The sequence below is a fragment of the Actinomadura sediminis genome, assembly GCF_042675525.1.
Classification (GTDB): Bacteria; Actinomycetota; Actinomycetes; order Streptosporangiales; family Streptosporangiaceae; genus Spirillospora; species Spirillospora sediminis.
The window spans coordinates 15,359-38,136 of the sequence record NZ_JBHTJA010000039.1 but is presented as its reverse complement, the minus strand read 5'-3'; the positions used below and the strand labels follow the sequence as shown (position 1 = coordinate 38,136).

General features: G+C 76.2%; 21 protein-coding genes. 9 read left to right on the top strand and 12 right to left on the bottom strand.

Annotation, left to right across the window (positions count from 1 at the left end; all coding sequences use genetic code 11):
* Positions 1 to 7: 7 nt before the first annotated feature.
* From ACFQ11_RS19810 to ACFQ11_RS19795, 4 genes are all read right to left on the bottom strand, one after another.
* On the bottom strand, positions 8 to 916 hold the full coding sequence (locus ACFQ11_RS19810) for an NAD-dependent epimerase/dehydratase family protein (protein WP_378300656.1): 909 nt from the start codon (positions 914 to 916) through the stop codon (positions 8 to 10).
* Positions 917 to 934: 18 nt separating this feature from the next.
* Positions 935 to 1,861, bottom strand: coding sequence for a DMT family transporter (locus ACFQ11_RS19805; RefSeq protein WP_378300654.1), 927 nt, complete (start codon positions 1,859 to 1,861; stop codon positions 935 to 937).
* A gap of 102 nt (positions 1,862 to 1,963) precedes the next feature.
* Entirely contained in the window at positions 1,964 to 2,731 is a 768-nt protein-coding gene (locus ACFQ11_RS19800; RefSeq protein WP_378300652.1) for an SDR family NAD(P)-dependent oxidoreductase, read from the bottom strand.
* 9 nt (positions 2,732 to 2,740) lie between these two features.
* Positions 2,741 to 4,198: a flavin-containing monooxygenase gene (locus tag ACFQ11_RS19795; protein ID WP_378300650.1), complete on the bottom strand. Its 1,458-nt coding sequence runs from the start codon at positions 4,196 to 4,198 to the stop codon at positions 2,741 to 2,743.
* A gap of 118 nt (positions 4,199 to 4,316) precedes the next feature.
* On the opposite strand from ACFQ11_RS19795, the gene ACFQ11_RS19790 reads away from it, so the two are divergent.
* Genes ACFQ11_RS19790 through ACFQ11_RS19780 form a run of 3 tightly spaced genes read left to right on the top strand, consistent with a single transcriptional unit; the run spans position 4,317 to position 7,275 of the window.
* Complete coding sequence (locus ACFQ11_RS19790; protein ID WP_378300648.1) at positions 4,317 to 4,457, top strand: hypothetical protein; 141 nt, start codon at positions 4,317 to 4,319, stop codon at positions 4,455 to 4,457.
* Positions 4,424 to 6,820: a DUF4132 domain-containing protein gene (locus ACFQ11_RS19785; RefSeq protein WP_378300646.1), complete on the top strand. Its 2,397-nt coding sequence runs from the start codon at positions 4,424 to 4,426 to the stop codon at positions 6,818 to 6,820. The genes ACFQ11_RS19790 and ACFQ11_RS19785 overlap by 34 nt, the downstream gene beginning before the upstream one ends.
* Positions 6,817 to 7,275 (top strand): hypothetical protein, encoded by a 459-nt coding sequence (locus ACFQ11_RS19780; protein WP_378300644.1) that lies wholly within the window; start codon positions 6,817 to 6,819, stop codon positions 7,273 to 7,275. Before ACFQ11_RS19785 ends, ACFQ11_RS19780 begins: the two co-directional genes overlap by 4 nt.
* A 3-nt stretch (positions 7,276 to 7,278) precedes the next feature.
* Here ACFQ11_RS19780 and ACFQ11_RS19775 read toward each other — a convergent pair whose 3' ends face one another.
* A complete protein-coding gene (locus tag ACFQ11_RS19775; protein ID WP_378300642.1) occupies positions 7,279 to 8,001 on the bottom strand; it encodes a helix-turn-helix transcriptional regulator in 723 nt (240 codons plus the stop codon).
* A gap of 97 nt (positions 8,002 to 8,098) precedes the next feature.
* Here ACFQ11_RS19775 and ACFQ11_RS19770 point away from each other — a divergent pair, with 97 nt between their 5' ends.
* The 4 genes from ACFQ11_RS19770 to ACFQ11_RS19755 all read left to right on the top strand — a co-directional run bounded on the left by ACFQ11_RS19770 (position 8,099) and on the right by ACFQ11_RS19755 (position 11,825).
* Entirely contained in the window at positions 8,099 to 8,971 is an 873-nt protein-coding gene (locus tag ACFQ11_RS19770) for an oxidoreductase (RefSeq protein ID WP_378300640.1), read from the top strand.
* A gap of 78 nt (positions 8,972 to 9,049) precedes the next feature.
* On the top strand, positions 9,050 to 9,613 hold the full coding sequence (locus tag ACFQ11_RS19765) for a TetR/AcrR family transcriptional regulator (protein ID WP_378300638.1): 564 nt from the start codon (positions 9,050 to 9,052) through the stop codon (positions 9,611 to 9,613).
* Positions 9,610 to 11,163 (top strand): MFS transporter, encoded by a 1,554-nt coding sequence (locus ACFQ11_RS19760; protein ID WP_378300636.1) that lies wholly within the window; start codon positions 9,610 to 9,612, stop codon positions 11,161 to 11,163. Before ACFQ11_RS19765 ends, ACFQ11_RS19760 begins: the two co-directional genes overlap by 4 nt.
* A 74-nt stretch (positions 11,164 to 11,237) precedes the next feature.
* Complete coding sequence (locus ACFQ11_RS19755; RefSeq protein WP_378300634.1) at positions 11,238 to 11,825, top strand: PadR family transcriptional regulator; 588 nt, start codon at positions 11,238 to 11,240, stop codon at positions 11,823 to 11,825.
* A 16-nt stretch (positions 11,826 to 11,841) separates the two neighbouring features.
* Here the strand turns inward: ACFQ11_RS19755 and ACFQ11_RS19750 are convergent, their stop codons facing one another.
* Positions 11,842 to 12,828 (bottom strand): diacylglycerol/lipid kinase family protein, encoded by a 987-nt coding sequence (locus ACFQ11_RS19750; protein WP_378300632.1) that lies wholly within the window; start codon positions 12,826 to 12,828, stop codon positions 11,842 to 11,844.
* 176 nt (positions 12,829 to 13,004) lie between these two features.
* Between ACFQ11_RS19750 and ACFQ11_RS19745 the strand changes: the two genes are divergently transcribed.
* Complete coding sequence (locus tag ACFQ11_RS19745; RefSeq protein ID WP_378300630.1) at positions 13,005 to 13,937, top strand: alpha/beta hydrolase; 933 nt, start codon at positions 13,005 to 13,007, stop codon at positions 13,935 to 13,937.
* A 9-nt stretch (positions 13,938 to 13,946) separates the two neighbouring features.
* Positions 13,947 to 14,846 (top strand): amidohydrolase family protein, encoded by a 900-nt coding sequence (locus ACFQ11_RS19740; RefSeq protein ID WP_378300628.1) that lies wholly within the window; start codon positions 13,947 to 13,949, stop codon positions 14,844 to 14,846.
* A gap of 16 nt (positions 14,847 to 14,862) precedes the next feature.
* Here the strand turns inward: ACFQ11_RS19740 and ACFQ11_RS19735 are convergent, their stop codons facing one another.
* From ACFQ11_RS19735 to ACFQ11_RS19710, 6 genes are all read right to left on the bottom strand, one after another.
* Positions 14,863 to 15,870, bottom strand: coding sequence for a cation diffusion facilitator family transporter (locus ACFQ11_RS19735; RefSeq protein ID WP_378300626.1), 1,008 nt, complete (start codon positions 15,868 to 15,870; stop codon positions 14,863 to 14,865).
* Positions 15,867 to 16,250 (bottom strand): ArsR/SmtB family transcription factor, encoded by a 384-nt coding sequence (locus ACFQ11_RS19730; protein WP_378300624.1) that lies wholly within the window; start codon positions 16,248 to 16,250, stop codon positions 15,867 to 15,869. The genes ACFQ11_RS19735 and ACFQ11_RS19730 overlap by 4 nt, the downstream gene beginning before the upstream one ends.
* A gap of 40 nt (positions 16,251 to 16,290) precedes the next feature.
* A complete protein-coding gene (locus tag ACFQ11_RS19725; protein ID WP_378300622.1) occupies positions 16,291 to 17,481 on the bottom strand; it encodes a VWA domain-containing protein in 1,191 nt (396 codons plus the stop codon).
* A gap of 288 nt (positions 17,482 to 17,769) precedes the next feature.
* Positions 17,770 to 19,986, bottom strand: a complete 2,217-nt coding sequence (locus ACFQ11_RS19720) for a DUF5682 family protein (RefSeq protein WP_378300620.1) — start codon at positions 19,984 to 19,986, stop codon at positions 17,770 to 17,772.
* Positions 19,983 to 21,098 carry an ATP-binding protein gene (locus ACFQ11_RS19715; RefSeq protein WP_378300618.1) on the bottom strand — a complete coding sequence of 372 codons (1,116 nt, stop codon included), beginning with the start codon at positions 21,096 to 21,098 and terminating at the stop codon, positions 19,983 to 19,985. The genes ACFQ11_RS19720 and ACFQ11_RS19715 overlap by 4 nt, the downstream gene beginning before the upstream one ends.
* Positions 21,095 to 22,645, bottom strand: coding sequence for a DUF5691 domain-containing protein (locus tag ACFQ11_RS19710; RefSeq protein ID WP_378300616.1), 1,551 nt, complete (start codon positions 22,643 to 22,645; stop codon positions 21,095 to 21,097). The genes ACFQ11_RS19715 and ACFQ11_RS19710 overlap by 4 nt, the downstream gene beginning before the upstream one ends.
* Between the last annotated feature and the right edge of the window lie 133 nt (positions 22,646 to 22,778).

Here is a 22,778-nt window from a genome sequence, read left to right as displayed (position 1 = left end):
GGCGAGTTTAGTCGTTTGTGCGGGTGAGGGCGTTCCACGCGTCCCCGACGATCTCCGGGAGGGCGCGGGACGCCCGCCAGCCGAGGTCGGCGCGGATCGCGGCGGCGTCGCACACCAGCGCCGGCGGTTCCGGCCGGGCCGGGCGCCGCAGCGCGCGGACGGGCCGCCCGGTGACCCGCTCGACGGTCGCGACGACCTCGTGGACGGACGCGCCCGCGCCCGTCCCGACGTTGTAGACGCGGTCCTCGCCCGGACGGACGGCCTCCAGCGCGCGGACGTACGCGTCCGCGAGATCGTCCACGTGCAGGTACTCGCGGACCGCCAGTCCGTCGCCGTTGATCTCCAGGTGCGGCTCGTGCCCGGCGGCCACCGCGAGGGACTTCGGGATCAGCCGGGTCGGGTCGGGATCGGGACGGCCGTCGACGGCCCCGGACACGTTGAACGTGCGCAGGACCGTCGCGCCGATCGCGCCGGTGCGGGCGTGGTGCCGGATCATCTGCTCGGCGGCGAGCTTGGTCGCGCCGTACGGGCTCACGGGCGCCGTCTCGGCCGTCTCCGCGAGGGGCCGCCCGTCGGGCGGCGGGGCGTAGACCGCGGCGGTCGAGCCGAACACCACGCGCGTCCCGTCGCGGCCCGCGGCGCGCAGGAGGGCGAGCGTGCCCCGGACGTTCGTGTCGTAGTAGGCGAGCGGATCGTCGAACGACGCGCGGACGCGGGTGAGCGCCGCGAGATGGCACACGCCGTCGTAGGGCCCCTCCGGCAGGGGGCCGAGGAGGTCGCCCGCGACGGGACGCACGCCGCGCGGCAGGTCCGCGTCGCGCCGGACGAGCCCGTCCACGTCGTGGCCCGCCGCCGCGAGCCGCCGGGCGACCGCGTAGCCGATGTAGCCGCCCGCCCCGGTCACCAGGATCCGCATGCGTCCCAGCATCGCCGATCAGGCGGCGGCTTTCACGCGACCCCCGGGGCGCGGGCCGTCCTCGTGGCGCGGGAACAGCGCGAGGGCGGCGAGGGCCAGGCCGAAACCGGCCGTCCGCAGCAGGAACGGCCCGGGTTCGCGCGGCCACGCCTCGCCGAACAGGACGGTCCCGCTGACGATCAGGTACAACCGTCCGATGACGGTCAGGACGGCCGCGACGATCGCCACCCGGCAGCGCTGCAGCGCGACCTGGAGCTGGCCGAGCGCGATCGCGGCGAACCCGAGCGTGAGGTACGGGTACGGCGACTCCAGGACCGCCCCGAGGCTGCCGGTGTCGGCGTGCACGAGCGCGATGCCGCGGATCCCGGCCTCGGCGAGGCCCGCGCAGGCCCCGGCGCCGATGCCGTAGGCGACGCCGGAGAGCCGGCGGGCGTGCCGGCCTCCGGCCTTGCGGTCCCCGACGAGCCAGACCAGCGCCGCGACGAGGAACGCCGGGACGCACAGGGCGAGCATCGGCCACGGGCGGGCGAGGGTGCCGGCCAGGGTCGCGTCCGCGACCGGGTCGCCGGCGGGGTCGGCCGACACGCCGATCAGCAGGGTGGCGAGGACGAACAGCGCCATGCTCGTCCATTCGCGGGGCGTCAGCCGCTCGTCGAGGAACCACACGGCGTACGCGACGAGCAGCACGAGCCCGACGGCGAAGACCGGCTGGGCGACGGTGAGCGGCAGCAGCGAGAACGCGACGATCTCGTAGCCGAGCCCGAGGAACAGCAGCAGGCCGCCGCCGAGCCAGATCGGGTCGGTCAGCATGAGGCGGGCGACGCGGAACGGCCGTCCGCCGCGCAGCGGTTCCATCCGGCGGGCGGACACCCGGAAGATCAGGAACGCGATGTAGTAGGTGGTGGTCGCGATCAGCGCGAGGGCGGCGGGGCCCGGGTCGTGCATGCGGAATGACCTCCCGGCGTGCAGGGCGAAGGACGCCGCCCGCGCGCCGGAAGAGCGACGTGCCCTCTTACCTTGCCCCGCCGCGCCCCGCGTGACAAGGGATCAGTCGTACCTGCGGCCCCGCGTGGACGAAAGGCGCGCGACGAGCCCCTGCGGGAGGAGCCGGGTGAGGCCGACGATCGCCTTGTACTGGGCGCCCGGGACGCTGACGCGCGCGCCGCGGCGGAGGTCGCGGAGCCCGGCGTCGACGACGGCGTCCTTGTCGAGCCACATGAACTCCGGAAGGTCCGACATGTCCATCTGTGCGCGCTCGTGGAACTCGGTGTGCACGAAGCCGGGGCAGAGCGCCATGACGCGGACGCGGCCGCCGGAGCGGGACGCGATGTCCGCGGCGACGCCCTGGCTGAAGCTCACCACCCACGCCTTGGACGCGCCGTAGGTGCCGCGCGTCGCGAACGCCGCGACGGACGACACGTTGACGACGCCGCCGCGGCCGCGCTCGAGCATGCCGGGGAGCGCGGCGTGGGTGAGGCGCAGGACGGCCTCGCAGTGCACCTTCAGCATGGCGAGCTCGTCGGTGACGGGCACGTCGAGGAAGACGCCCTTGTTGCCGAACCCGGCGTTGTTGACGAGGAGGTCGACGTCCCCGCGGACGCGTTCCTCGGCGGCGGCCAGGCCGTCCTCGGCGGCGAGGTCGGCGGTCAGCGTCTCGGCGCGCACCCCGTACCGGTCGCGCAGGTCGGCGGCGGCCCGGTCGAGGCGGGCGGTGTCGCGGGCGAGGTGCACGAGGTCGAATCCGTCGGACGCGAGGCGCCGCGCGAAGGCGGCGCCGATGCCGGCGGTCGCACCGGTGATGAAGGCGGTCGGCATGCGCCGAGCCTACCCACTGGTAGCGGGGCGCGCGCGGAAGTGGCGCGGGTCGGGGCGGCGGGTGGCGCGGCGGTAGGCGAACGTGAACCCCGGCCAGTTGTTCACGACCGTGTCGTCCGCCCGCCGGTACCAGCTGTCGCACCCCGCCTCCCACACGGTGGTGCGCATGCGGGCGCGCATCTCGCGGACGAACGCGTCCTCGACGTGCGGGCGCACGTCGATCCAGGCGAGGTCGCGGCGGCGCAGGACGTCCACGCAGCCGGTGACGTACCGGAACTGCGACTCCAGCATGTAGATGATCGAGTTGTGCCCGAGGTTGGTGTACGGGCCGTAGAGCAGGAACAGGTTCGGGAAGCCGCTGACCGTGATCCCGAGGTGGGCGCGGGCGCCGTCCCGCCACGCCTCGGTCAGCTCCCGCCCGTCCCGCCCGACGATCTTCATGGGGGCGAGGAAGTCGGTGGTGCTGAACCCGGTCGCGTACACCAGCACGTCGGCGGGGTGCTCGCCGCCGGACGTCCGGACGCCCGACGGCGTGATCCGCTCGATCGGGTCGGTGACCAGGTGGACGTTCGGCCTGGTGAGGGCCGGATAGTAGTCGTTGGACACCAGGATCCGCTTGCAGCCCATCCGGTAGTCGGGCTGGAGGGCGCGCCGCAGGGCCGGGTCGCCGACGGCGTCGCGCAGGTCCCGCCGGAACCGGTCCTCCATGAGCCCCATCAGCTTCGGGTACTTGAAGAAGCCGAGCGCGCGCGACTCGAGCTGCGCGTAGACGCGCGCGCGGCTCAGCCCGTACACGCCCGGCACGTTCCTGAGGACGGACTGCTTCCACGGCGGGTACGGCCGGTCGGGCTTCTCGATGACGTACGGCGGCGTCCGCTGGAAGAGGTGCAGTTCGGCGACCTCCCGGGCGATCTCGGGGACGATCTGGATCGCGCTGGCGCCGGTCCCGATGAGGGCGACGCGGCGCCCGCGCAGGTCGACGCCGTGGTCCCAGCGGGCGGAGTGGAAGCTCGGGCCGGTGAACGACCCGCGCCCCGCGATCTCGGGGAGCGCGGGCCGGTTGAGCTGCCCGCACGCCGACACGAGGACGCGCGCGTCCAGCTCGCCGGCCGTCGTGGAGATCCGCCAGAGCGCGGCGTCCTCGTCGAACCGGGCCTCGGTGACCTCGGTGCCGAACCGGATCTGGTCCAGGACGCCGTACTTGCGCGCGCAGTGCCTCAGGTAGTCGAGGATCTCGGGCTGCGGCGGGAACCGGCGGGTCCAGTCGGTCTTCGGCTCGAAGGAGAACGAGTAGAGGTGCGACGGGACGTCGCAGGCGGCGCCGGGATAGGTGTTGTCGCGCCAGGTGCCGCCCAGCTCGCGGTCCTTCTCCAGGATCACCACGTCGCGGATCCCGGCCATGCCGAGCCGGATGGCCATCCCGATGCCGCCGAACCCGCTTCCGATGATCACCACGCTGTGCGTCATGGGCGCCGTCCCGAATCTCGTTCTGGTGAACTCTGCTCCGAGCGTAGGTGACCATGAGGTCACTGACCAGAGCGGCGGAACGAGCGTTTTGTCGGCGGGTCCTGCCACGATCACCGGCATGCCCGACGCACCCGGCGCCGCCCCGGACGCGCCCGCCCACGCCGCCGGCGAGGCCGCCGGCCCGTCCGTCCGCCGCCGGGCCGCGCTCCGACCGGAGGAAGCCCCATGGACCTCGCCGCCCGCCTGCTACGCGTCCTGACCGCCCCCGCGGCCGAGGACGAACGGTTCGTCGTCACCGACGCCGAACTGGCCGCCCTGCCCGACGCCGCCGTCGGCGACCTGCTCCCCGCCGCGTACGCGGTGCCCGGCACGGTCGGCGCATGGGCGGCGACGAGCGCCCGGTTCGCCGTCGAGCGCGCCGCCGCCGAGCGGCAGCCGGCCTTCGCGCCCGAGGCGTGCCGCCGGATGTTCGACGCCCTCGTCACCGGCCTGCCGCATCGCGGGTGGGCCGATCTCACGCTCGGCACGGCGGCGCTCGTCCGCTGCACCGGCCCGTGGCCCGACCTCGCCGGGCCCGCGCGCACGCTCGTCCGGTACCTGCTGGACGCGGACGACGCGAGCGCGCCGCTCGCCCTGCTGGCCGTCGCGGGCCTGGCCGCCCCGGAACCGTCCGCGACCGCCCCGGCCGCATCCCCCGCGAACGCCGCAGGCGGGACCCGGCCGGAACGAGGCGGGCTGCTCGGCGAGGTCGTCGAGCGGCTCTCCCGCGACGCCGCGCCGATCGCGCGCGGGGAGATCGAGGCCATCGCGGGGCTGCGGCCGTCCGACCGGGTCAGGCTGACCGAACTCGACCGCCGCCGCACGCACACCGCCCCGCCGCCCCTGCCGGACGCCTGGCACATCGCCGCCGGGATCCCCGGGTACGCGGCGTGGGCCGAGAGCGCGCTGCGGGAGGCGGCCGACCGGGCCCGCGCCGTCCAGGACGGAAAGATCCCCTACAAGGCCGACAAGGCGTTCGCGGCCGGCGAGGTGACCGCGCTCGGCCGCGCCGCGCGCGTCGCGCTCGCCGCCGACGAGCCGTGGCTCCCCGCCCTCGCCGAGCGGCTCCTTCCCGACATCGCCGTCGCCCCGACGGCCGCGAAGACGCTGCCGTCCCAGGCGCTGCTCTACGAGTTCGTCCGGGCGGCGCAGGACGTCCCGACGCCCGAGCTCGTCGCGGCGATCAGGAACGTGCGCGGGCTCGTCCGGCACGCGGCGGTGCCCCCGCGGCTCGACCGGATGCTGAAGAAGGCCGACGCGGCCCTCGCGGAGCGGACCGAGGTGGCGCTCCGCCTGCCCGGCCTCGGGTTCGGGCCGGACGGGGTGCTCCGCCGCGAGCTCGGCGACCACACCGCCGTGGTCACGATCGAGGGCACGGCGGCGCGGCTGGCGTTCGCCAAGGACGGGCGGGGGGTCCGCAGCGTCCCGGCGGCCGTCCGCCGCGACCACAAGGAGGCCCTCGCGGAGCTGCGCGACCTCGTCAAGCGGGTCGGCGCCCAGCTCGCCACGCTCGTCCGGGCGCTGGAGGGCGGCCTCGCCGTCCGGGCCCCGCACCCGTTCGGCCGGTGGCGCGACCGGCTCGTCCGGCATCCGGTCGCGGGACCGGCCGTGCGCGCCCTGATCTGGGAGGTCGAGACGGAACCGGGGGCGTGGACGGCCGTCCTGCCCGAGACCGGCGCGCTCCCGGACGCGCCCGACGACGCGGCCGTGCGGCTGTGGCACCCGATCGGCGCGACCGCCGGCGAGATCCGCGCGTGGCGGGACGCGGTCGTCGAGCGGAACGTGCGGCAGCCGTTCAAGCAGGCGTTCCGCGAGACCTACCGGCCGACCCCCGCCGAGGAGGAGGCCGGCACGTACTCGAGCCGGTTCGCCGGGCATCTCGTCCACTACCGGCGGCTGTTCGCGCTGTTCCGGGCGCGCGGCTGGGCGAGCCGCCTGCTCGGCCCGTGGGACGGCGGCGCCGAGGACGAGGCGTCGCGCGTCCTGGCGGGGGAGTGGCGGATCCGGTTCGCGCACGTGCTCGCCGAGCACGGCCCCGACGACCTGGCGGGCACCGGCCGGGTCCGGTTCGACCGGCTGGCGGGCGGCGCGTGGCGCGAGGCCGCGCTCGCCGACGTCCCCCCGGCCGTGTTCACCGAGGCGATGCGGGACGTGGACCTGTTCGTCTCCGTCACCTCCATCGCCGCCGATCCCGAGTGGACGGACGGCGGCCCGGCGCTCGCCTACTGGGAACGGGCCGGGTTCGGTGACCTGGACGAGAGCGCCCGCACCCGCCGGGACGCCCTCGCCCGCGTCCTGCCCCGCACGAAGATCGCCGGCCGCTGCGCGCTGGACGACCGTTTCCTCACGGTGCGCGGCGAACTGCGCACGTACAAGATCCATCTCGGGTCGGCGAACGTCCTGATGGAACCCGACGGCGCCCACCTGTGCGTCGTCTCCGGGCGGCGGCCGCCCGGGCGGGTGTTCCTGCCGTTCGAGGAGGAGCGGCTCGCGCTGATCCTCAGCAAGGCGTTCCTGCTCGCCGCCGACGACCGGATCACCGATCCGTCCATTAGGGAGCAGATCGAGCGGGGTGCGCGATGACCGAGGAGGCGGCGGAGGCGGCGGCCGGGACGGCGGCGGAGGCGGCGTCGGCGGAGGCGGGGTCCGCGACCGTGACGTTCCGGGACGAGACCGCGGCCGGGAGGCCCGTCGCGGAGTTCTCCGTGGCGGGGCTGCCCGGACGCATGACCGTCCGGGAGCTGATCCGGCTGCGGGTCCGGGAGGAGGCCGCCCGGCACGGCGCGAGCCCGTCCGGCCGGTTCGACGGGCTCGTCCGGCCGGACGGCGGCGAGGCGCGGCCGGACGGGAACCGCCCGCGCGATCCGCGCGAGCTCGACTGGGAGCGGCGGGCGGAGATAGCCGAGCGGGCCTTCCTCGGCAACGGCTTCATCGTGTTCGCGGGGGACCGGCAGGTCGAGGACCTCGACGCGGAGGTCGACCTCACCAGCGATTCCAGCCTGGTCTTCCTCAGGCTGGTCCCGCTCGCCGGCGGCTGACCGCTACGGCAGCAGGCCCAGCTCGTGGGCGCGCAGGCCCGCCTGGAAGCGCGACTCGGCGTCCAGCAGCGCGAGGATCTCCGCGACGCGCCGCCGGTAGGTGCGCAGCGACATGCCGAGACGCCGCGCGGCCGCCTCGTCCTTCAGGCCCTCGGCGAGCAGCCGCAGGATGCGGCGGCTCTCGCCGGTGAGCGCGGGCGCCCGGTCGCGGCGGTGGTCGGCGAGGTCGGCGGACCGGTCCCAGGCGGCCTGCAGCAGCGAGACGACGCCCGCGACCACGCCGGGCGAGCGGACGACCGTGTACTCGCGGACCCCGGCGTGCGGCGGGCCCGCCAGGATCGCGACGCGCCGGTCGACGACGATCGTCTCGTACGGCAGCGGGGCGGTGCAGATCCGGACGGTGACGCCCGCGCGCGAGGCGTCCAGCAGGTGCCGCTCGTACTCCTCGGTCGCCAGCGCCTCCGGGTTGTAGAGCTTGCGGACGGCGGGCGCGTGCCGCATGAGCCGCCGCTCGGCGAGGAGCCGCTCGCGGAAGCCGGGCAGCGCCCAGGTGTCGGGATCGCGGGCCGCGCAGGCGAACTCCTCGCGGGCCTCGAACAGGTGCCCGGCGCGCTCGAGCAGCGCGGCCTCGCCGCGCAGCGTGACGTTGCGGTCCGCGCCGCCGTGGGCCGCGCCGCCGTGATCCGTGCCGCCGGGGATCGCGCCCGGGCGGGTGCCGACGCTCATCGCCGCCCAGTCTGCCACCGCGCGGGGGCGGGCGGCCAGATGGCAGCAAGCTGCCAGCCGGTCGCTCGTACCGGGGCGAAGCGGCACGGTTAGTGGCATGACGAACGAAACGCATTTCATGCTCGGCGGTGACCTGCGGGTCCGCCGGATGGGGTTCGGCGCGATGCGGCTGCCCGCGGGGGACGTCGACGGGCCGCCGCGCGACCCCGGCACCGGCGTGAAGATCCTGCGGCGGGCCGTGGAGCTCGGTGTCGACCACATCGACACCGCCGCGTTCTACGAGCGGGGCGGCGTCGCGGCGAACCTGCTGATCCGGGAGGCCCTCGGCGACCCCTACCCGGAGGGCCTCGTGATCGCGACCAAGGTCGGCCCGTACAAGGGGCCGGACGACCCGTTCCCCACGGGGCAGGTGGCGGCGGACGGCCTGCGCGCCCAGGTCGAGCAGAACCTGGCCGAGCTGGGACTCGACCGGCTCGACCTCGTCAACCTGCGGGTCGGCGGCCTGGCGGAACCGGGCGGCGAGTCGATCGCCGAGCGGTTCGAGGTGCTCGCGGGGCTCCGCGAGGAGGGGCTGATCCGGCATCTCGGGGTCAGCCATGTGGACGCGGCGCAGCTCGCGGAGGCGCGGGCGATCGCCCCCGTCGCGTGCGTGCAGAACCGGTTCGATCTCACGATGTCGCGGGACGCGGCGCTGCTCGCCGAGTGCGAGGCCGCGGGGATCGCGTGCGTCCCGTACTTCCCGCTGGGCGGTTTCGGGATCCCCGACGACGCCCGCGTCGCGCGGGTCGCCGGGCGGCACGGCGCGACGCCCGCGCAGGTGCTCCTCGCGGGCCTGCTCGCGCTGTCCCCGGCCATGCTCGCGATCCCCGGCACGGGTTCGATCGGCCACCTGGAGGAGAACATGGCCGCGGCCGGTCTGCGCCTCACCCCGGAGGACCTCGCCGACCTGGCGGGCGGCGCGGAGCGCTGAGCGGACCGCTACCGAAGGGTGAAACGGTGATGTATCGTGTGAGACAAAGATGTCTCATCTGATACGGGGGGATCGCGCATGCGGATGCGCGAGAAGATCATCGAGGCGGCGCTGCGCCGCCTGAACGAGGACCCGGCGGCCTCGATGGCCGACCTCGCGGAGGCCGCCGGGATCAGCCGGGCCACCCTGCACCGCCACTTCGCCGGGCGCGACGAGCTGATCGACGAGATCGGCACCCAGGCGCTCGACCGCTGGGAGGCCGCCCTGGACGCCACCGGGGTGGACGCCGCCGCCGCGTCCGCCGACCCGGAGGTGCACTCGGCGACCGTCCGGGCGCTGCTGGAGGTCTTCGCGGACCTCGCCCACGAGCACGGCTGGTCGCTCACCTTCGCCGCGGCGGAGTCCTACCCCCACCTGCAGGAACGGTCGGACCGGCTGGAGGAGCGCGAGATGCTCCTCTACGCCGCCGCCCAGCGGTCCGGCGTGCTCCGCGCCGACCTGCCCGTCAGGTGGATCAGCAACACCGTCTACGGGATCTGCGTCACGGCCCGGGAGAGCCTGCGGCGGGGCGACGTCGCGCGCCGCGACGTCGCCCGGCTGATGGCCGAGACCTTCCTGACGGGGACGGGGGCCCGGCCGTGACCTCGAAGACCCCGCACGCCCCGGACGCCCCCCGCGCGGCCGTCGCGTCCGATCCGCGCCGCTGGGCGGGCCTGGCCGTCCTGTCGGCGAGCCTGCTGCTCGTCGTCATGGACATCACCATCCTCAACGTGGCCCTCCCGGCGATCTCCGCCGACCTGCGGCCCGGCACCGTCTCGCTGCTGTGGATGGTGGACGTCTACGCCCTCGTCGTCGCGGGCCTGCTCGTCACCGTCAGCGCGCTCGGCGACCGCTGGGGCCGCAAGCGGATGCTGATCGCCGGGTTCGCGGTCTTCGGCACCGCCTCGGTCCTGGTCGTGTTCGCCGACAGCCCGGGCGCGGTCATCGCGGTGCGGGCGCTGCTCGGCGTCGGCGGCGCGATGATCATGCCGTCCACGCTGTCCATGATCCGCACCCTGTTCCCGGACGGGCGCGAGCGCGCCACCGCGCTCGGCGTGTGGGCGGCCATGGCCGCGGTCGGCGCGGCGTTCGGCCCCATCGTCGGCGGGTTCCTGCTGGAGCACTTCTCCTGGCACTCGGCGTTCCTGGTCAACGTGCCGGTGATGGCCGTGGCGATCGTCGCCGGGCTCGTCCTGCTGCCGGAGGCGCGCAACCCGAGCCCCGGCCCGCTGGACTTCCCCGCGGTCGCGCTGTCGATGGCCGGGATGGTCGCGCTCGTCTACGCCATCAAGAGCGCCGGCAAGCACGGCCTCCTCGACGCCACGGCGCTGGTGTCGGCCGCGGTCGCCGCGGTGATGCTCGGCTGGTTCGTGCGCCGCTGCCTCCGCCGTCCCGACCCGCTGCTGGAACTGCGGCTGTTCCGCAGCCCCTCCTTCAGCGCGGGCGCCCTCGCGGCCCTGACCACCGAACTGGCGATGGCGGGCATGATGCTGCTGATGGCCCAGTGGATGCAGCTCGTCCAGGGGTACGGCCCGCTGGAGACGGGCCTGCGGCTGCTCCCGACGGCGCTCGCCGCGATCATCTCCTCCCCGGCCGCGCCGGCGATCGCCGCGCGGGCCGGTGCCCGGCCCGTCCTGGCGGGCGGGCTCGCGATCGCCGGGCTGGGCTTCGCCGTCCTCGGCCTGGCCCCCCAGCCGCTCGGCTACTGGCCGGTCGCCCTCGCGCTGATGCTGATCGGGATGGGCATGGGATCGCTCGCGATCGCGTCCGCCGTCATCATGGCGGGCGCCCCGCCCGAGCAGGCGGGCAGCGCCGCCGCCGTCGAGGAGACCAGCTACGACATCGGCGGCGCGCTCGGCATCGCGCTGCTCGGCAGCCTCGCCGCGGCCGTCTACCGCGGCGACCTGGCGACCGGCGAGCTGGCGTCGCTGGGCGTCACCGGCGGCGCCGCCGAGACGGCCCGCGAGTCCCTCACCGGCGCGCTGGACGTCGCCGGCTCCGTCAACGCGTCCCTGGCGGACATCGCGCGGACGGCGTTCGAGCACTCGCTCGGGCTCACCGGCCTCGCGGGCGCGCTCCTCATGCTGGCCGCCGCCGCCGTCGTGTGGCGCCTCACCCCCCGCGATCTCGACCTGTCGGCCGCCGATCACTGACCGGTGCCCGCCCCCGCCGCGCCCGGACCCCCCGAGGCCGTAGCCTGAAGCGTCATCGATGAGAAGGGAGCCAGATGTCGGCGACGCGGCTGCTGGTGCTCGGCGGCGTGCGGAGGTCGGGACGGGCGCACGGTTACACGGTGCGGCGCGAGCTGCTGTCGTGGGGATCGGACGAGTGGGCCCACGTGAACCCCGGTTCGATCTACCACGCGCTCAGGCAGCTCGCCAAGGAGGGCCTGCTGCACGCCCACGACGTCGAGGAGAGCGACGCGGGCCCCCCGCACGTGGACTACGAGATCACCGACGCGGGCCGGGAGGAGTTCCTGCGGCTGCTGCGGTCCGCGCTCGGCACGGTCGACGTCCGGCACCCCGAGATGCTGACGGCCGGGCTCGGGTTCCTCACCGAGCTGCCGCGCGCCGAGGCGATCGCGCTGCTGCGGCGCCGGCTGGACGGCCTCGCGGCGTGGCGGGCGTCGGTGAGCCCCCCGGCGGACGCGCTCGACCCGGGCGACCACCTGCGGGAGCTGCTCGGCTGGTGGACGCACTCCGCGGACGCCGCGACCGCGTGGACGCACGGGCTGATCGAGCGGCTCGAGGGCGGCGCGTACGTCATGGCGGGCGAGGCGCCGGAGAGCGCCGCGGCCGCCGGCACGGCCGGTTAGGGCCCGCGCGGCCGGATCAGGTGTCGACGAACGTCTGCGGGACGACGACGCGCAGCGCGTTGCCGCGCAGCCGGATCGTCACCGGCGTCCGGCCGCGGACCTCGCCGTCCACGTCCACGCGCAGCGGCGGGTCGGTCTCGATCTCGACGCGGTCGGTGGTGCGGAAGACGTCCTCGGCGAGGGAGCGGCGCGGCCCGGTCAGCACGTGCCGGGCCGTCGCCGACGCCAGCCGCAGCCGCCGCTCGTCGCCCAGCCGGTAGACGGCCAGCAGCCGGTCGTCGGGGCTCGCGTCGCGGGCGATCCGGGTGCCGCTGTGGTGGGCGCCGTTCGCGACGTTCAGCTGGTGGGTCTTCAGCTCGCGGGTCTCGCCGTCGATGGTGATCCGCGCCGTGAACGCCCGGTGCCGGGGCAGCAGGCCCACGGCCGTCAGCGCGTACGCGGCCCGCCCGGCGTACCGCTTGAGCAGGTGCGGGACGCTGTCCGCGACGTGCACCGACAGCCCGATGCTGACCATGTTCGCGAACAGGTGCGCGCGGTCGTCGCCGGGCCCCTCGGCGCGCGGGTCGCCGGTGCTGTCGAACCAGCCCACGTCCACGTCCGCGACCTTGCCGCCCGCGGGGGTCCCGACGCACAGGGTGCGGACGGCGCCCGGCAGGTCGAGCGGGAGCTCCAGGCTGCGCGCGAAGTTGTTGGTGGTGCCGAGCGGCAGGACGCCGAGGGCGATGTCGCGGTGCGCGAGGTTCCCGACCGCCTCGGCGACCGTCCCGTCCCCGCCGCCGACCACGACGAGGTCGGGCTCCAGCGCCAGGACGTCGGCGAACAGCCCGCGCAGCCTCCCGGGGTCGGTCACCGGGAACACGCGCACGAACTCGAGCCCGGCCTCGTCCAGCAGCCGCCGCGCCGTCCCGTACAGCCGGCGCCCGCGCCGCGACCGCGCGTTGATCACCAGCACGGCCCGGCCCCCGGACCGGATGGCCGACTCCAGTTCGGTCTTGCTGCGCATCTCAGTCCGCTCCGCCTCCGGGCCGATCGCCCATTCCCCGTTCGGCGTCACCCTACCGGTGACCCGGACCGCGATCCCCGGCCCGATATTTTATAAACCGATTACTCAACGTTGAAACACCGCGGGAAGCGGGGACATTTCTGCTGAGGACGGCTGGATTCCCGCGGGGGTGGCCCATGCGCAGTGCGACGTTCTTCACCGCTCCCTCCGACGACGGCGCCACGGTCGTCGCGGAGCACCGGCCCCGGCCCCGCGTGCTGGACCTGGCGGTCCGCTCCCCGGTCCTGCCGGGCGTCGCGCACGTCCGGCTGCTGCTGCCGCCGGGCTGGTCGCGGGGCGCGTCCCGCACCTGGCCGTCGCTGTGGCTGCTGCACGGCGGGGGCGGCCGCGCCGACCACCGGGCGTGGACCGACCACACCGACCTGGAGGACCTCACCGCCGCCGCCGAGGTGATCGTCGTCATGCCGGACGGCGGCCGCTGCGGCCAGTACACCGACTGGTGGAACCGCGGGGAGGGCGGCGCGCCGCGCTGGGAGACGTTCCACCTGGCCGAGCTGCGGCAGATCCTCGAACGCGGATACCGCGCGGGCGGCGAGAGCGCCGTCGCCGGGAACGCCATGGGCGGTTTCGGGGCGATGTCCTACGCGGCGCGGCATCGCGGCGTGTTCCGCGCCGCCGCGTCGTTCAGCGGGCCGCTGCACACCCTGCACGCCGACCCGTCCGCGCTCGACGCCGCCGACCTCGTCGAACTGGGCGTCGCCGTCGCCGAGCCCGGGCGGGACTGGACGGACGTATGGGGCCATCCCGAACGGCAGCGGATCGTCTGGCGGCAGCACAACCCGTTCGACCTCGCCGACCGGCTCGCGGGGGTGCGGCTGTACGTCAGCGCGGGCGACGGCGCGCCGGGCCCGTACGACCCGCGCCCCGCCCCGGCCGACCGCGACGCCCTGGAGGCGCTCGCGCACACCGTGGGGCGGCAGTTCGCCGACAAGCTGCGCAAGCTGGGCGTCCCGGTCTCGACGCACTTCTACCGGGGCACCCACACGTGGCCGTACTGGCGCCGCGAGCTGCGCGCCGCCCTGCCCGTCCTGCTGGACGAGATCACGTAGAGTGCGGACGTGACCGAATCACGTTCTGGACCGTGTTCGGACGCCGAGATCACCGGCTTCTGGCGCGCGCTGGGCCTCCCCGGGCTGATCGACGTCCACACCCACTTCATGCCGCCGCGCCTGATGGACGCGGTCTGGGAGTACTTCGACCGGGCCGGTCCGCTGATCGGCACCGAGTGGCCCATCCGGTACCGGCGCCCCGAGGACGAGCGGCTCGCGTTCCTGCGCGACCACGGCGTCCGCGCGTTCACGTCCCTGCTGTACCCGCACCGTCCCGGAATGGCGGAGTCGCTGAACGAGTGGGCGGCCGGATTCGCCGCCCGCGTCCCCGAGTGCGTGCAGACCGGGACGTTCTTCCCCGAGCCCGGCGCCGCCGGCTACGTCCGCCGCGCGATCGACGCCGGGACCCGCGTGTTCAAGGTCCACCTCCAGGTCGGCGGGTTCGACCCGCGCGCGCCCGAACTCGACGAGGTGTGGGGGACGCTCGCCGACGCGGGCGTCACCGCGCTCGTCCACGCCGGCTCGGGCCCGGTCGCCAACGGCTTCACCGGCCCCGGGCCGTTCGGCGACGTCCTCGCCCGGCACCCCCGCCTGACGGCGATCGTCGCGCACATGGGCGCCCCCGAGTGCGACGGCTTCTTCGCGCTCGCCGACCGGTACGAGGGCGTCCACCTGGACACCACGATGGTGTTCACCGACTTCGGCCTGTCGGAGTTCCCGGCCGCCCTCATGCCCCGGTTGCGCGACCTCGGCCTCGCCGGCCGGGTCCTGTTCGGCACCGACTTCCCGAACATCCCCTACGCCTACGCCCACCAGCTCGAGGGCCTCGCCCGCCTGGACCTCGGCGACGACTGGCTCCGCGCCGTCTGCTGGGACGGCCCCGCGAAGCTGTTCGGCGTCGCCGCCTGAGCCGGCCGCGGCCGGCTCAGTGGTCGCAGGGCGCCGAGCCCGCGTGCCGGTGCGGCTCCGGCGAGTCCGACACGTGCCGGGGCCCGTGCGCGTCGTCGCAGTGGACGGCGGTCGCCGCCACGTGATCGACCTCCAGCGTCGTGTGCGTGATCCCGTACCAGGCCCGCAGGACCTCCTGCAGGTCCCGCCGCACCGCGTGGCAGTCGCCCTCGCCGTCGACGAGCACGTGCGCCGACAGCGCCGGGTAGCCCGAGCTGACCTCCCACACGTGCAGGTCGTGGACCTCCTCCACGCACGGCCGCCGCGCGAGGCGGGCGCCCAGCTCGGCCGGGTCGATGCCCGCGGGCGCGGCCTCCATCAGCACCCGGCCCGCGTCCCGCAGCAGCCCGTACCCGGCCTTGAGCATCAGCGCCGCGACGACCAGCGACGCGATCGCGTCCGCCCGCGCGAACCCGGCCGTCCAGACCAGCAGCCCGGCGATCGCCGTGGCGATGAACGCGAACAGGTCGTTCAGGATGTGCTGGAACGCTCCCTCGACGTTCAGGCTGCTCCGGTTCGCCTTGCTGATCAGCCACGTCGCGATCACGTTGACCACGACCCCGGCCAGCGCCGTGAAGAAGACGAACCTCCCGTCGACCTCGGGCGGATCGATGAGCCGGTGCACGCCCTCGTAGACGAAGTACACCGTGAGCAGGATCAGCGTCAGCCCGTTGAGCTGCGCCGAGAGGATCTCCGACCGGCGCAGCCCGTAGGTGTACCCGCCCTTGGGCGGCCGCGCCGCGATCCGCATCGCGACGAGCGCGAGCGCGATCGCGAACGCGTCCGTCATCATGTGCGCCGCGTCGGTGATCAGGGCGAGCGACCCGGCGACGAAGCCGATGACCACCTCGACCGACATGTAGCCGAGGATCAGCGCGAGCGCCCCGCCGAGCAGCCGCCGGTCCGCGCTCGCGGAGATGCCGTGCCCGTGGCCGTGCCCGTGCTCGCGTTCGTGCCCGTGCCCGCGTTCGTGCTCCGCCGTCATGACCCGTCCTCCCCGACGTGCGCGAGCGCGAGGTCCAGGAGCATCCGCACGTGCGAGTCGTCCAGCCGGTAGTACGCCCGCCGCCCGGCCCGCCGCACCTGGACGACCCGGCTCGCGCGCAGCAGCCGCAGGGTGTGCGACACCGACGACTCCGAGTGCCCGCACGACGCCGCGATGTCGCACACGCACATCTCGCCGCCCTCGAGCAGCGCCGTGATCACCCGCAGCCGTCCCGGATCGGACAGCAGCCCGAACACCTGCGCGAGCCCGCCGATCGTCTCGCCGTCCGGCAGCGCCGCCCTGACCAGGGCGACCTTCTCCGGATCGACGACCCGGACGGCGCATTCCTCGCCCGCGGCGACATCTGAAGGAGTGCTCATATGTGCAAACATAGCGCACGACCCGGGCGGGGGCCAGCGCTCACCCCCCGGCCCGCGCCCGCTCCCGATCCGCGAAGCCCCGCAGGTCACGGCCCTCGACGGCCGCCGCCATGAGGTCGGGGAACGCGTCCGGCGTGCACGCGAACGCGGGAATCCCCAGCGCGGCGAGCGCCGCCGCGTTCGCGTGGTCGTGCGCGGGAGTCCCGTCGTCCGACAGCGCGAGCAGCACCACCACCCGTACCCCGGACGACGTCAGCGCCGCCGCCCGGCGCAGCAGCTCGTCGCGCGGACCGCCCTCGAACAGGTCGCTGATCAGCACCAGCACGGTCGAGGCGGGCCGGGTGATCAGCCCCGCGCAGTACGCGAGCGCCCGCCCGATGTCGGTGCCGCCGCCCAGCTGGGTGCCGAACAGGACGTCCACCGGGTCGTGCAGCCGCCCGGTCAGGTCCACCACCGACGTGTCGAACGCCACCAGCGACGTCCGCAGCGACCGCAGCGACGCGAGCGCCGCGCCGAACACCCCGGCGAACACCACCGACGCCGCCATCGACCCGCTCTGGTCGACGCACAGCACCACGTCCCGCAGGGCCGCGCGCCCGCGCCGCCCGTGCCCGATCAGCCGCTCCGGGACGAGCGTCCCCCGGTCCGGCAGGTAGTGCCGCAGGTTCGCGCGGACCGTCCGCTCCCAGTCCACGTCGGCGGCCCGCGCCGGGCGGGCGGTGCGCGCGGACCGGTCGAGGGCCGCGCCGACCGCCGACCGGGTCCGCTCCGCGAGCCGCCGCTCCAGGTCGTCCGCCACGCGCCGCACCACGGCCCGCGCCGACTCCCGCGCCCGGTCCGGCAGCACGGAGTTCAGCGCCAGCAGCGTCCCCACCAGATGCACGTCCGGTTCGACGGCGTCCAGCATCTCCGGCTCCAGCAGCAGCCGCGCCAGGTCGAGCCGCTCGATCGCGTCCCGCTGCATGATCTGGACGACCGTCGACGGGAAGCACGCCCGCACGTCGCCGAGCCACCGCGCCACCGACGGCGCCGAGTCCCCGAGCCCGGCCCCGCGGCGCCCCGGACGCGCCCGCCGCTCCCCGGAGTCGCCCCCGTAGAGCCGCTCCAGCGCCCCGTCCATCCGCGCGTCATCCCCGGTCAGGGCCGCGCCCGTCCCGTCGGCGGGCCCGCCCCCGAGCACCATCCGCCACCGCCGCATCCGCTCGTCGTGCCCGTCCGGTGCGCCGCTCATGCGTGCTCCCTCCGATCGCGATGCCCGTCTCCCGCGTCCGCTCCCGGCCGGAGGGCCGCCGGACTCTCGCGACCGTGGGATGCGGTGGGGGTGGGGGTGTTCATGTGAGACGCTCCGCCCGGGAGCGTCCAGCGACCGGGCGGGGATGTGCGTGCGGGGGCCTCCGCCCGCATGCGTCCGCCGAGTGGCGCGCCGGCCTGCGCGGGCCGCAGACGCTGGTACCGGACGTCGGCCTGCCCGGGACGTGCGGACGGCCGTGGCCGTGCGGCGGGCGCGCTCCGGGGGCGCTCACTCGCGCGCCTCCCAGCCGAGGATGGTGCGGACGGTCGCGGCGGCGGCCTCCGCGCGGGCGGGGTCGACGCCGGCGGGGGACGCGTCGGGACGGGCGGGGCGCGGGTCGTGCAGGCGGCGGGCGCGGGCGCCGATCGAGCGGCGCTCGGCGGCGGAGAACGTCCCGAACGTGCGGCGCAGCAGGGGGAGGACGTCGGTGAACGCGGCGGCGGGCAGACCGTCGAGCCATGCGTCCACCAGGCGCAGGAGCCCCTCGTCGTGCATGAGGACCAGCCCGCCGCCGGACCGTTCGCCGCCCGCCAGGAACCCCTCGATCCACGCGGCGGCGCGGGCCGGTGCGACCCCCGCCGACACCGCGCGGGCCATCCGGCCGGGCGCGTCGTCGAGCCGGCCCGCGTCGAGCAGCAGCCGGGTCACGCGGCCCTCGATCAGGCCGTGCAGGCCCTCCGGGCGGGCGACGAGGCGTTCCAGGGCGCGGCGCCAGCGGGCGAGGTGGGCGTCGTCGGCGAGCAGGGCGAGGGCGCCGTGGACGGCGTCGACACGGTCGAGGGCCGCGCGGGCGGCGTCCTCGTCCAGGCCCGCGAGCGCGGGCGCGAGCCCGACGCGGATCCGCGCCAGCAGGCCGTCCACGACGGCGCGGAGCCGCTCGCCGGACGTGCCGCGCACGTCGCCGTACCGCAGGGTGCGGACGAGCGCGGGCAGCGCCGCCATCAGGTGCAGGGCGTCGGCGTCGACGGCGGCGCGGTCGGCGAGGGCGCGCAGCACGGCGGGCAGCGCCTCCCCGAGGTCGGCGAGCAGGCACCGCTCGGCGAGGCCGGTGAGCTCCGCCAGGTCGCCGGCGTCCGCCGCGAGCGCCTCGGCGCGGACGGCCGCGGCGCCGCGCACGGTCGTCCCGTAGGCGCCCGCCTCGATCAGCGCGACGTCGAGTTCGGGCCGCCACTCGAGCGTCCACGTCTCCCGGAACGTCCCGGTGGAGCGGCCCCCGGCGGGAACACCCCAGCCGACGTCGAGGAGCCGCAGCCGGTGCAGCAGCCGGGACCGCTCGAGGTCGAAGGGGCGGCGCAGGTCGAGGTCGTGGTCGCGGGGCCGCGGGGACGGCTTGAGCCGCAGCCGCCGCTGCCGCGCCTGCAGGTCGCGCTGCAGCGGCACCATCGGGGTGCGGGGCGGCACCGAGCCGAGCCGCTCGCCCACGACGAGGCGCCGCTCCAGCAGCTCGACGCGGGGTTCGGCGCCCTCGCACAGCACCGCGCGGGCGGCCTCGGTGACCTCGTCGAGCCCGGGCAGCGGGCGTCCGCGCAGCGCCGCCAGGGACCCGGCGAGCCGCACCGCCTCGATCACCTGGCCGGGGGAGACGTGCAGGTCCTCGCCGCGCAGCACCCGCGCGGCCCCGGCGAGCCACCGCTCGACGGGACGGTCGGGCGCGGTGAACAGGTGGTGGTACCAGCCGGGCGACGCGACGCCCGCGCCGTAGTGGGACCGGGCGGCGAGCCGGCCGTGCGTCCACGGCACCCACGTCATCGCCACCCGCACCCGGGGCAGGCCGCGCAGCGTCCGGTCGTCGTGCGCGGCGGGGACGTCGGCGAGGACGGCCGGGGCGTGCCACGCGCCGCACACGACCGCCACCCGCTCGTGCCCGTCCTTGACGGCGCGCCGCACCGTCCGCCGCATGTACGCCTCGCGCCGCTCCTCGGCCCCGGCGGGCGGGCCCGCGCGCTCGCGCAGCTCCGCCATCGCCTCGGTGATCGCGGGAAAGGGGGACGGCCCGGCGCCCCGGTGCTCGACGACGTCGTCCCACCAGCGCTCCGGGTCGCCGTGCCCGGCGGCGCGCGCCAGCTCGCCCAGCGGGTCGACCCGGACGTCCCCCTCGGCGGGCCCGCCGGGCGACGCGGCGAACGCGACGGCGGCGGGCAGGTCGCAGAACCGGACGGTCGCGCCCGCGCCGACCCCGTACCGGATCGCCTGCCACTCGGGACTGAACTCGGCGAACGGCCAGAACGCCGACCGGCGGCCCTCCCCGTCGGGGTCCCCCGGCGAGTACGCGAGGAGCGCGACCGGCGGGACCATCTCCGGTTCGCCCGCGAGACCCACGAGCGCGTCGGCCTCCGGCGGACCCTCGACCAGCACCGCGTCCGGCTCGAACTCCTCCAAGGCCGCGCGCAGCGCGCGCGCCGAGCCGGGACCGTGGTGCCGGACGCCGAAGACCTCGACCGTCAAGAGACCTCCCGGCACGCCCGGTAGAAGTCGCCCCAGCCCGGACGGTCGCGCACCACCGTCTCCAGGTACTCCTGCCAGGCGACCCGGTCGGACGCCGGGTCCTGGACGACCGCGCCGACGATCCCCCCGGCGACGTCCGCCGCCCGCAGCACCCCGTCCCCGAAGTGCGCCGCGAGCGCCAGCCCGCCCGTCACGACCGAGATCGCCTCGGCGGTGCCGAGCGTCCCGCCGGGCGACTTCAGCCGGGTGCGGCCGTCGCCGGTCAGCCCCGACCGCAGCTCCCGGAACACCGTCACGACCCGCCGGATCTCCTCCAGCCCCGCCGGGGTCTCCGGCAGCTCCAGCCCCGCGCCGATCTGCGCCACCCGCCGCGCGACGATCTCGACCTCGTCCTCGATCGTGTCCGGCAGCGGCAGCACGACCGTGTTGAACCGGCGGCGCAGCGCGCTGGACGGCTCGTGCACGCCCCGGTCGCGGTCGTTCGCCGTCGCGATCACCGTGAACCCCTTGCGGGCCTGCACCTCGGTGCCGAGCTCCGGCACGGGCAGCGCCTTCTCCGACAGGATCGTGATCAGCGCGTCCTGGACGTCGCCGGGCATCCGGGTCAGCTCCTCGATCCGCGCGACCGACCCGCGCCGCATCGCCCGCAGGACCGGGCTCTCCACCAGCGCCCGCTCCGACGGGCCCTCCGCCAGCAGCCGCGCGTAGTTCCACCCGTACCGGACGGCCTCCTCCGGGGTGCCCGCGGTGCCCTGCACGAGCAGCGTCGAGTCGCCGCTGACCGCCGCCGCCAGATGCTCCGACAGCCACGTCTTGGCCGTCCCCGGCACGCCGAGGAGCAGCAGCGCCCGGTCGGTCGCCAGCGTCGCCACCGCGACCTCGACGAGCCGCCGCGGCCCCACGTACTTCGGGACGATCGCCGTCCCGTCCGGCAGCTCGCCGCCGAGCAGGTACACCGTGACGGCCTGCGGCGACAGCCGCCAGCCGGGCGGGCGCGGCCGGTCGTCGTGCTCGGCGAGCCGGGCCAGCTCCGCCGCGTGCTCCTGCTCCGCGTGCGGGCGCAGGACGGCATCGGGGGACGCGGCGCCGCGCCCGTTCGGGGGAGTGGTCAACTCAGCTCCTTCAGCATCGCGCCGCGGAACCGCAGCGTGTCGACGAGGTCGGTGAGGGGCCGCGGGTGCGGGCGCACCGGATGCCCGGCCAGCCGCTCCGCGGCGGCCGGGTCGAGGCGCAGGTCGGCGATCCGGCACAGCCGCATCAGCGTGTGTTCGGCGGCGCGCGTGGGGAGCCCGGCCGAGCCCGTCAGGATCGCGACGACGGCCGCCGCGAGCGGGCCCGTCCACGGGCCCGGCACCCGCTCCAGCAGCCGGAGCAGCTCCGCCCGGTCCGGCGCCCGCCGGACGAGCCCGGCCGCCGCGGCGTCCCGCTCGTCCCCCGGCAGGACGCCCAGCAGGTCGGCGAGCGCCTCCGGTTCGTCGACGGCGGCACCGTCCCCGAGCAGTGCGCGCGCCCAGGCGACGTCCCCCTGGTTCAGCGCGGCGCGGGCCCACCCGGTGTGCAGGTCGGGCGCGCCGCCGCCCCGGACCGGCAGCCGCACGATCGCGGCGGGCGGCAGCCCGAACAGCGCCGTCCACGTCGGCAGCGGCGTCCGGGCGAGGATCTCCCGCAGCCACGCCGCCCGCGTCCCCACCGGCCCGCCGCCCGGGCGCGGCGCGAACGACCCGCCGGGATGGAACGGGACGCCGTCGCGCGCGAGCCCCGCGTCGTGCTCCCGCGGCGCCTCGACCTCGATCCACGAGACGTCCGCCGCCGGGCCGGTCCGCCGGGTCAGGCACGCGCGCGCCCGCTCGGCCATCCGCGCCCCGTACGCGGCGCCGGGCAGCCGGGCGAGCAGGTCGGCGGCGAGCTGCCGGACGTCCTTGCCGCGGTCGTCGAGCGCGGACTCGAGGAACTCCTCGTCGTCGAGGCAGAGACCCCACGCGAACGTTCCGAGGAACGCGGCCCGGTCGGGTGCGGGCTCGCGATCCCACGCCTCGCGGAGCAGGGCCCGCGCCGCCGCCGGATCGGTGCCGCGCAGCCCCGACAGGTACGCGGCGCGGCGGTGCCGGGTGCCGCTCCGCCATGCCTCCGCGCCCGCCGGGTCGTCTCCGGCCCGGACCGGGCCCGCCCCCACCAGGTACGCCCAGTCGGTGTTCTGCAGCGCCAGCCACATGCCGCGCCGCCCCGCCGCCCGCGCGATCGACGGCCGCAGCATCCGGTCGCTGCGGCCCCGCTCCAGCAGCGCGGGCAGCAGCCGCGGGGGCACCCGCAGGCCCCGGCCCGCCGCCGCGTCCAGCCACTCCGGCAGTACCCGGATCTGCTCCCCGGCCAGGATCCGCGCGAGCCGCGCCGCCGCCGCGTCCGGCACCGCCGGAGCGTGCTCGACCGGCGCCGGAGCGATCGGCTCCAGGTCCGCGCCGCGCACGGGGACGACGCCGGCGCGCCGCCGGACCGCCAGCAGCGCGGCCTGGTCGAGCAGCCGCCCCGCCGCGTCGTCCCCGTCCCTCTCCCGGCCCGGTTCCCCGCCGGGCTCCCCGCCGGGCTCCCCGTCCAGGACGGGCGGAGCGCGGCGTTCGGTACCGAGCAGCGCCGCCGCCACATGCTCCTCCCACGCGCTCACACCCGCCCGCCCTTCATGGCCGCCCCCTCATCCCGGCTCCTCGTCCCCTCGGCCGTTCTGCAGCGGCCCTCCGTGGTGCTCCTCGCAGGGACCGCCCCGACGGTCCTTGCAGCGGCCGTGCCGGCGGTGCGCC

Coding starts and splice junctions, on each gene's coding strand:
- ACFQ11_RS19810 (WP_378300656.1), bottom strand. CDS start 916: ATGCGGATCCTGGTGACCGGGGCGGGCGGCTACATCGGCTACGCGGTC.
- ACFQ11_RS19805 (WP_378300654.1), bottom strand. CDS start 1,861: ATGCACGACCCGGGCCCCGCCGCCCTCGCGCTGATCGCGACCACCACC.
- ACFQ11_RS19800 (WP_378300652.1), bottom strand. CDS start 2,731: ATGCCGACCGCCTTCATCACCGGTGCGACCGCCGGCATCGGCGCCGCC.
- ACFQ11_RS19795 (WP_378300650.1), bottom strand. CDS start 4,198: ATGACGCACAGCGTGGTGATCATCGGAAGCGGGTTCGGCGGCATCGGG.
- ACFQ11_RS19790 (WP_378300648.1), top strand. CDS start 4,317: ATGCCCGACGCACCCGGCGCCGCCCCGGACGCGCCCGCCCACGCCGCC.
- ACFQ11_RS19785 (WP_378300646.1), top strand. CDS start 4,424: ATGGACCTCGCCGCCCGCCTGCTACGCGTCCTGACCGCCCCCGCGGCC.
- ACFQ11_RS19780 (WP_378300644.1), top strand. CDS start 6,817: ATGACCGAGGAGGCGGCGGAGGCGGCGGCCGGGACGGCGGCGGAGGCG.
- ACFQ11_RS19775 (WP_378300642.1), bottom strand. CDS start 8,001: ATGAGCGTCGGCACCCGCCCGGGCGCGATCCCCGGCGGCACGGATCAC.
- ACFQ11_RS19770 (WP_378300640.1), top strand. CDS start 8,099: ATGACGAACGAAACGCATTTCATGCTCGGCGGTGACCTGCGGGTCCGC.
- ACFQ11_RS19765 (WP_378300638.1), top strand. CDS start 9,050: ATGCGGATGCGCGAGAAGATCATCGAGGCGGCGCTGCGCCGCCTGAAC.
- ACFQ11_RS19755 (WP_378300634.1), top strand. CDS start 11,238: ATGTCGGCGACGCGGCTGCTGGTGCTCGGCGGCGTGCGGAGGTCGGGA.
- ACFQ11_RS19750 (WP_378300632.1), bottom strand. CDS start 12,828: ATGCGCAGCAAGACCGAACTGGAGTCGGCCATCCGGTCCGGGGGCCGG.
- ACFQ11_RS19745 (WP_378300630.1), top strand. CDS start 13,005: ATGCGCAGTGCGACGTTCTTCACCGCTCCCTCCGACGACGGCGCCACG.
- ACFQ11_RS19735 (WP_378300626.1), bottom strand. CDS start 15,870: ATGACGGCGGAGCACGAACGCGGGCACGGGCACGAACGCGAGCACGGG.
- ACFQ11_RS19730 (WP_378300624.1), bottom strand. CDS start 16,250: ATGAGCACTCCTTCAGATGTCGCCGCGGGCGAGGAATGCGCCGTCCGG.
- ACFQ11_RS19725 (WP_378300622.1), bottom strand. CDS start 17,481: ATGAGCGGCGCACCGGACGGGCACGACGAGCGGATGCGGCGGTGGCGG.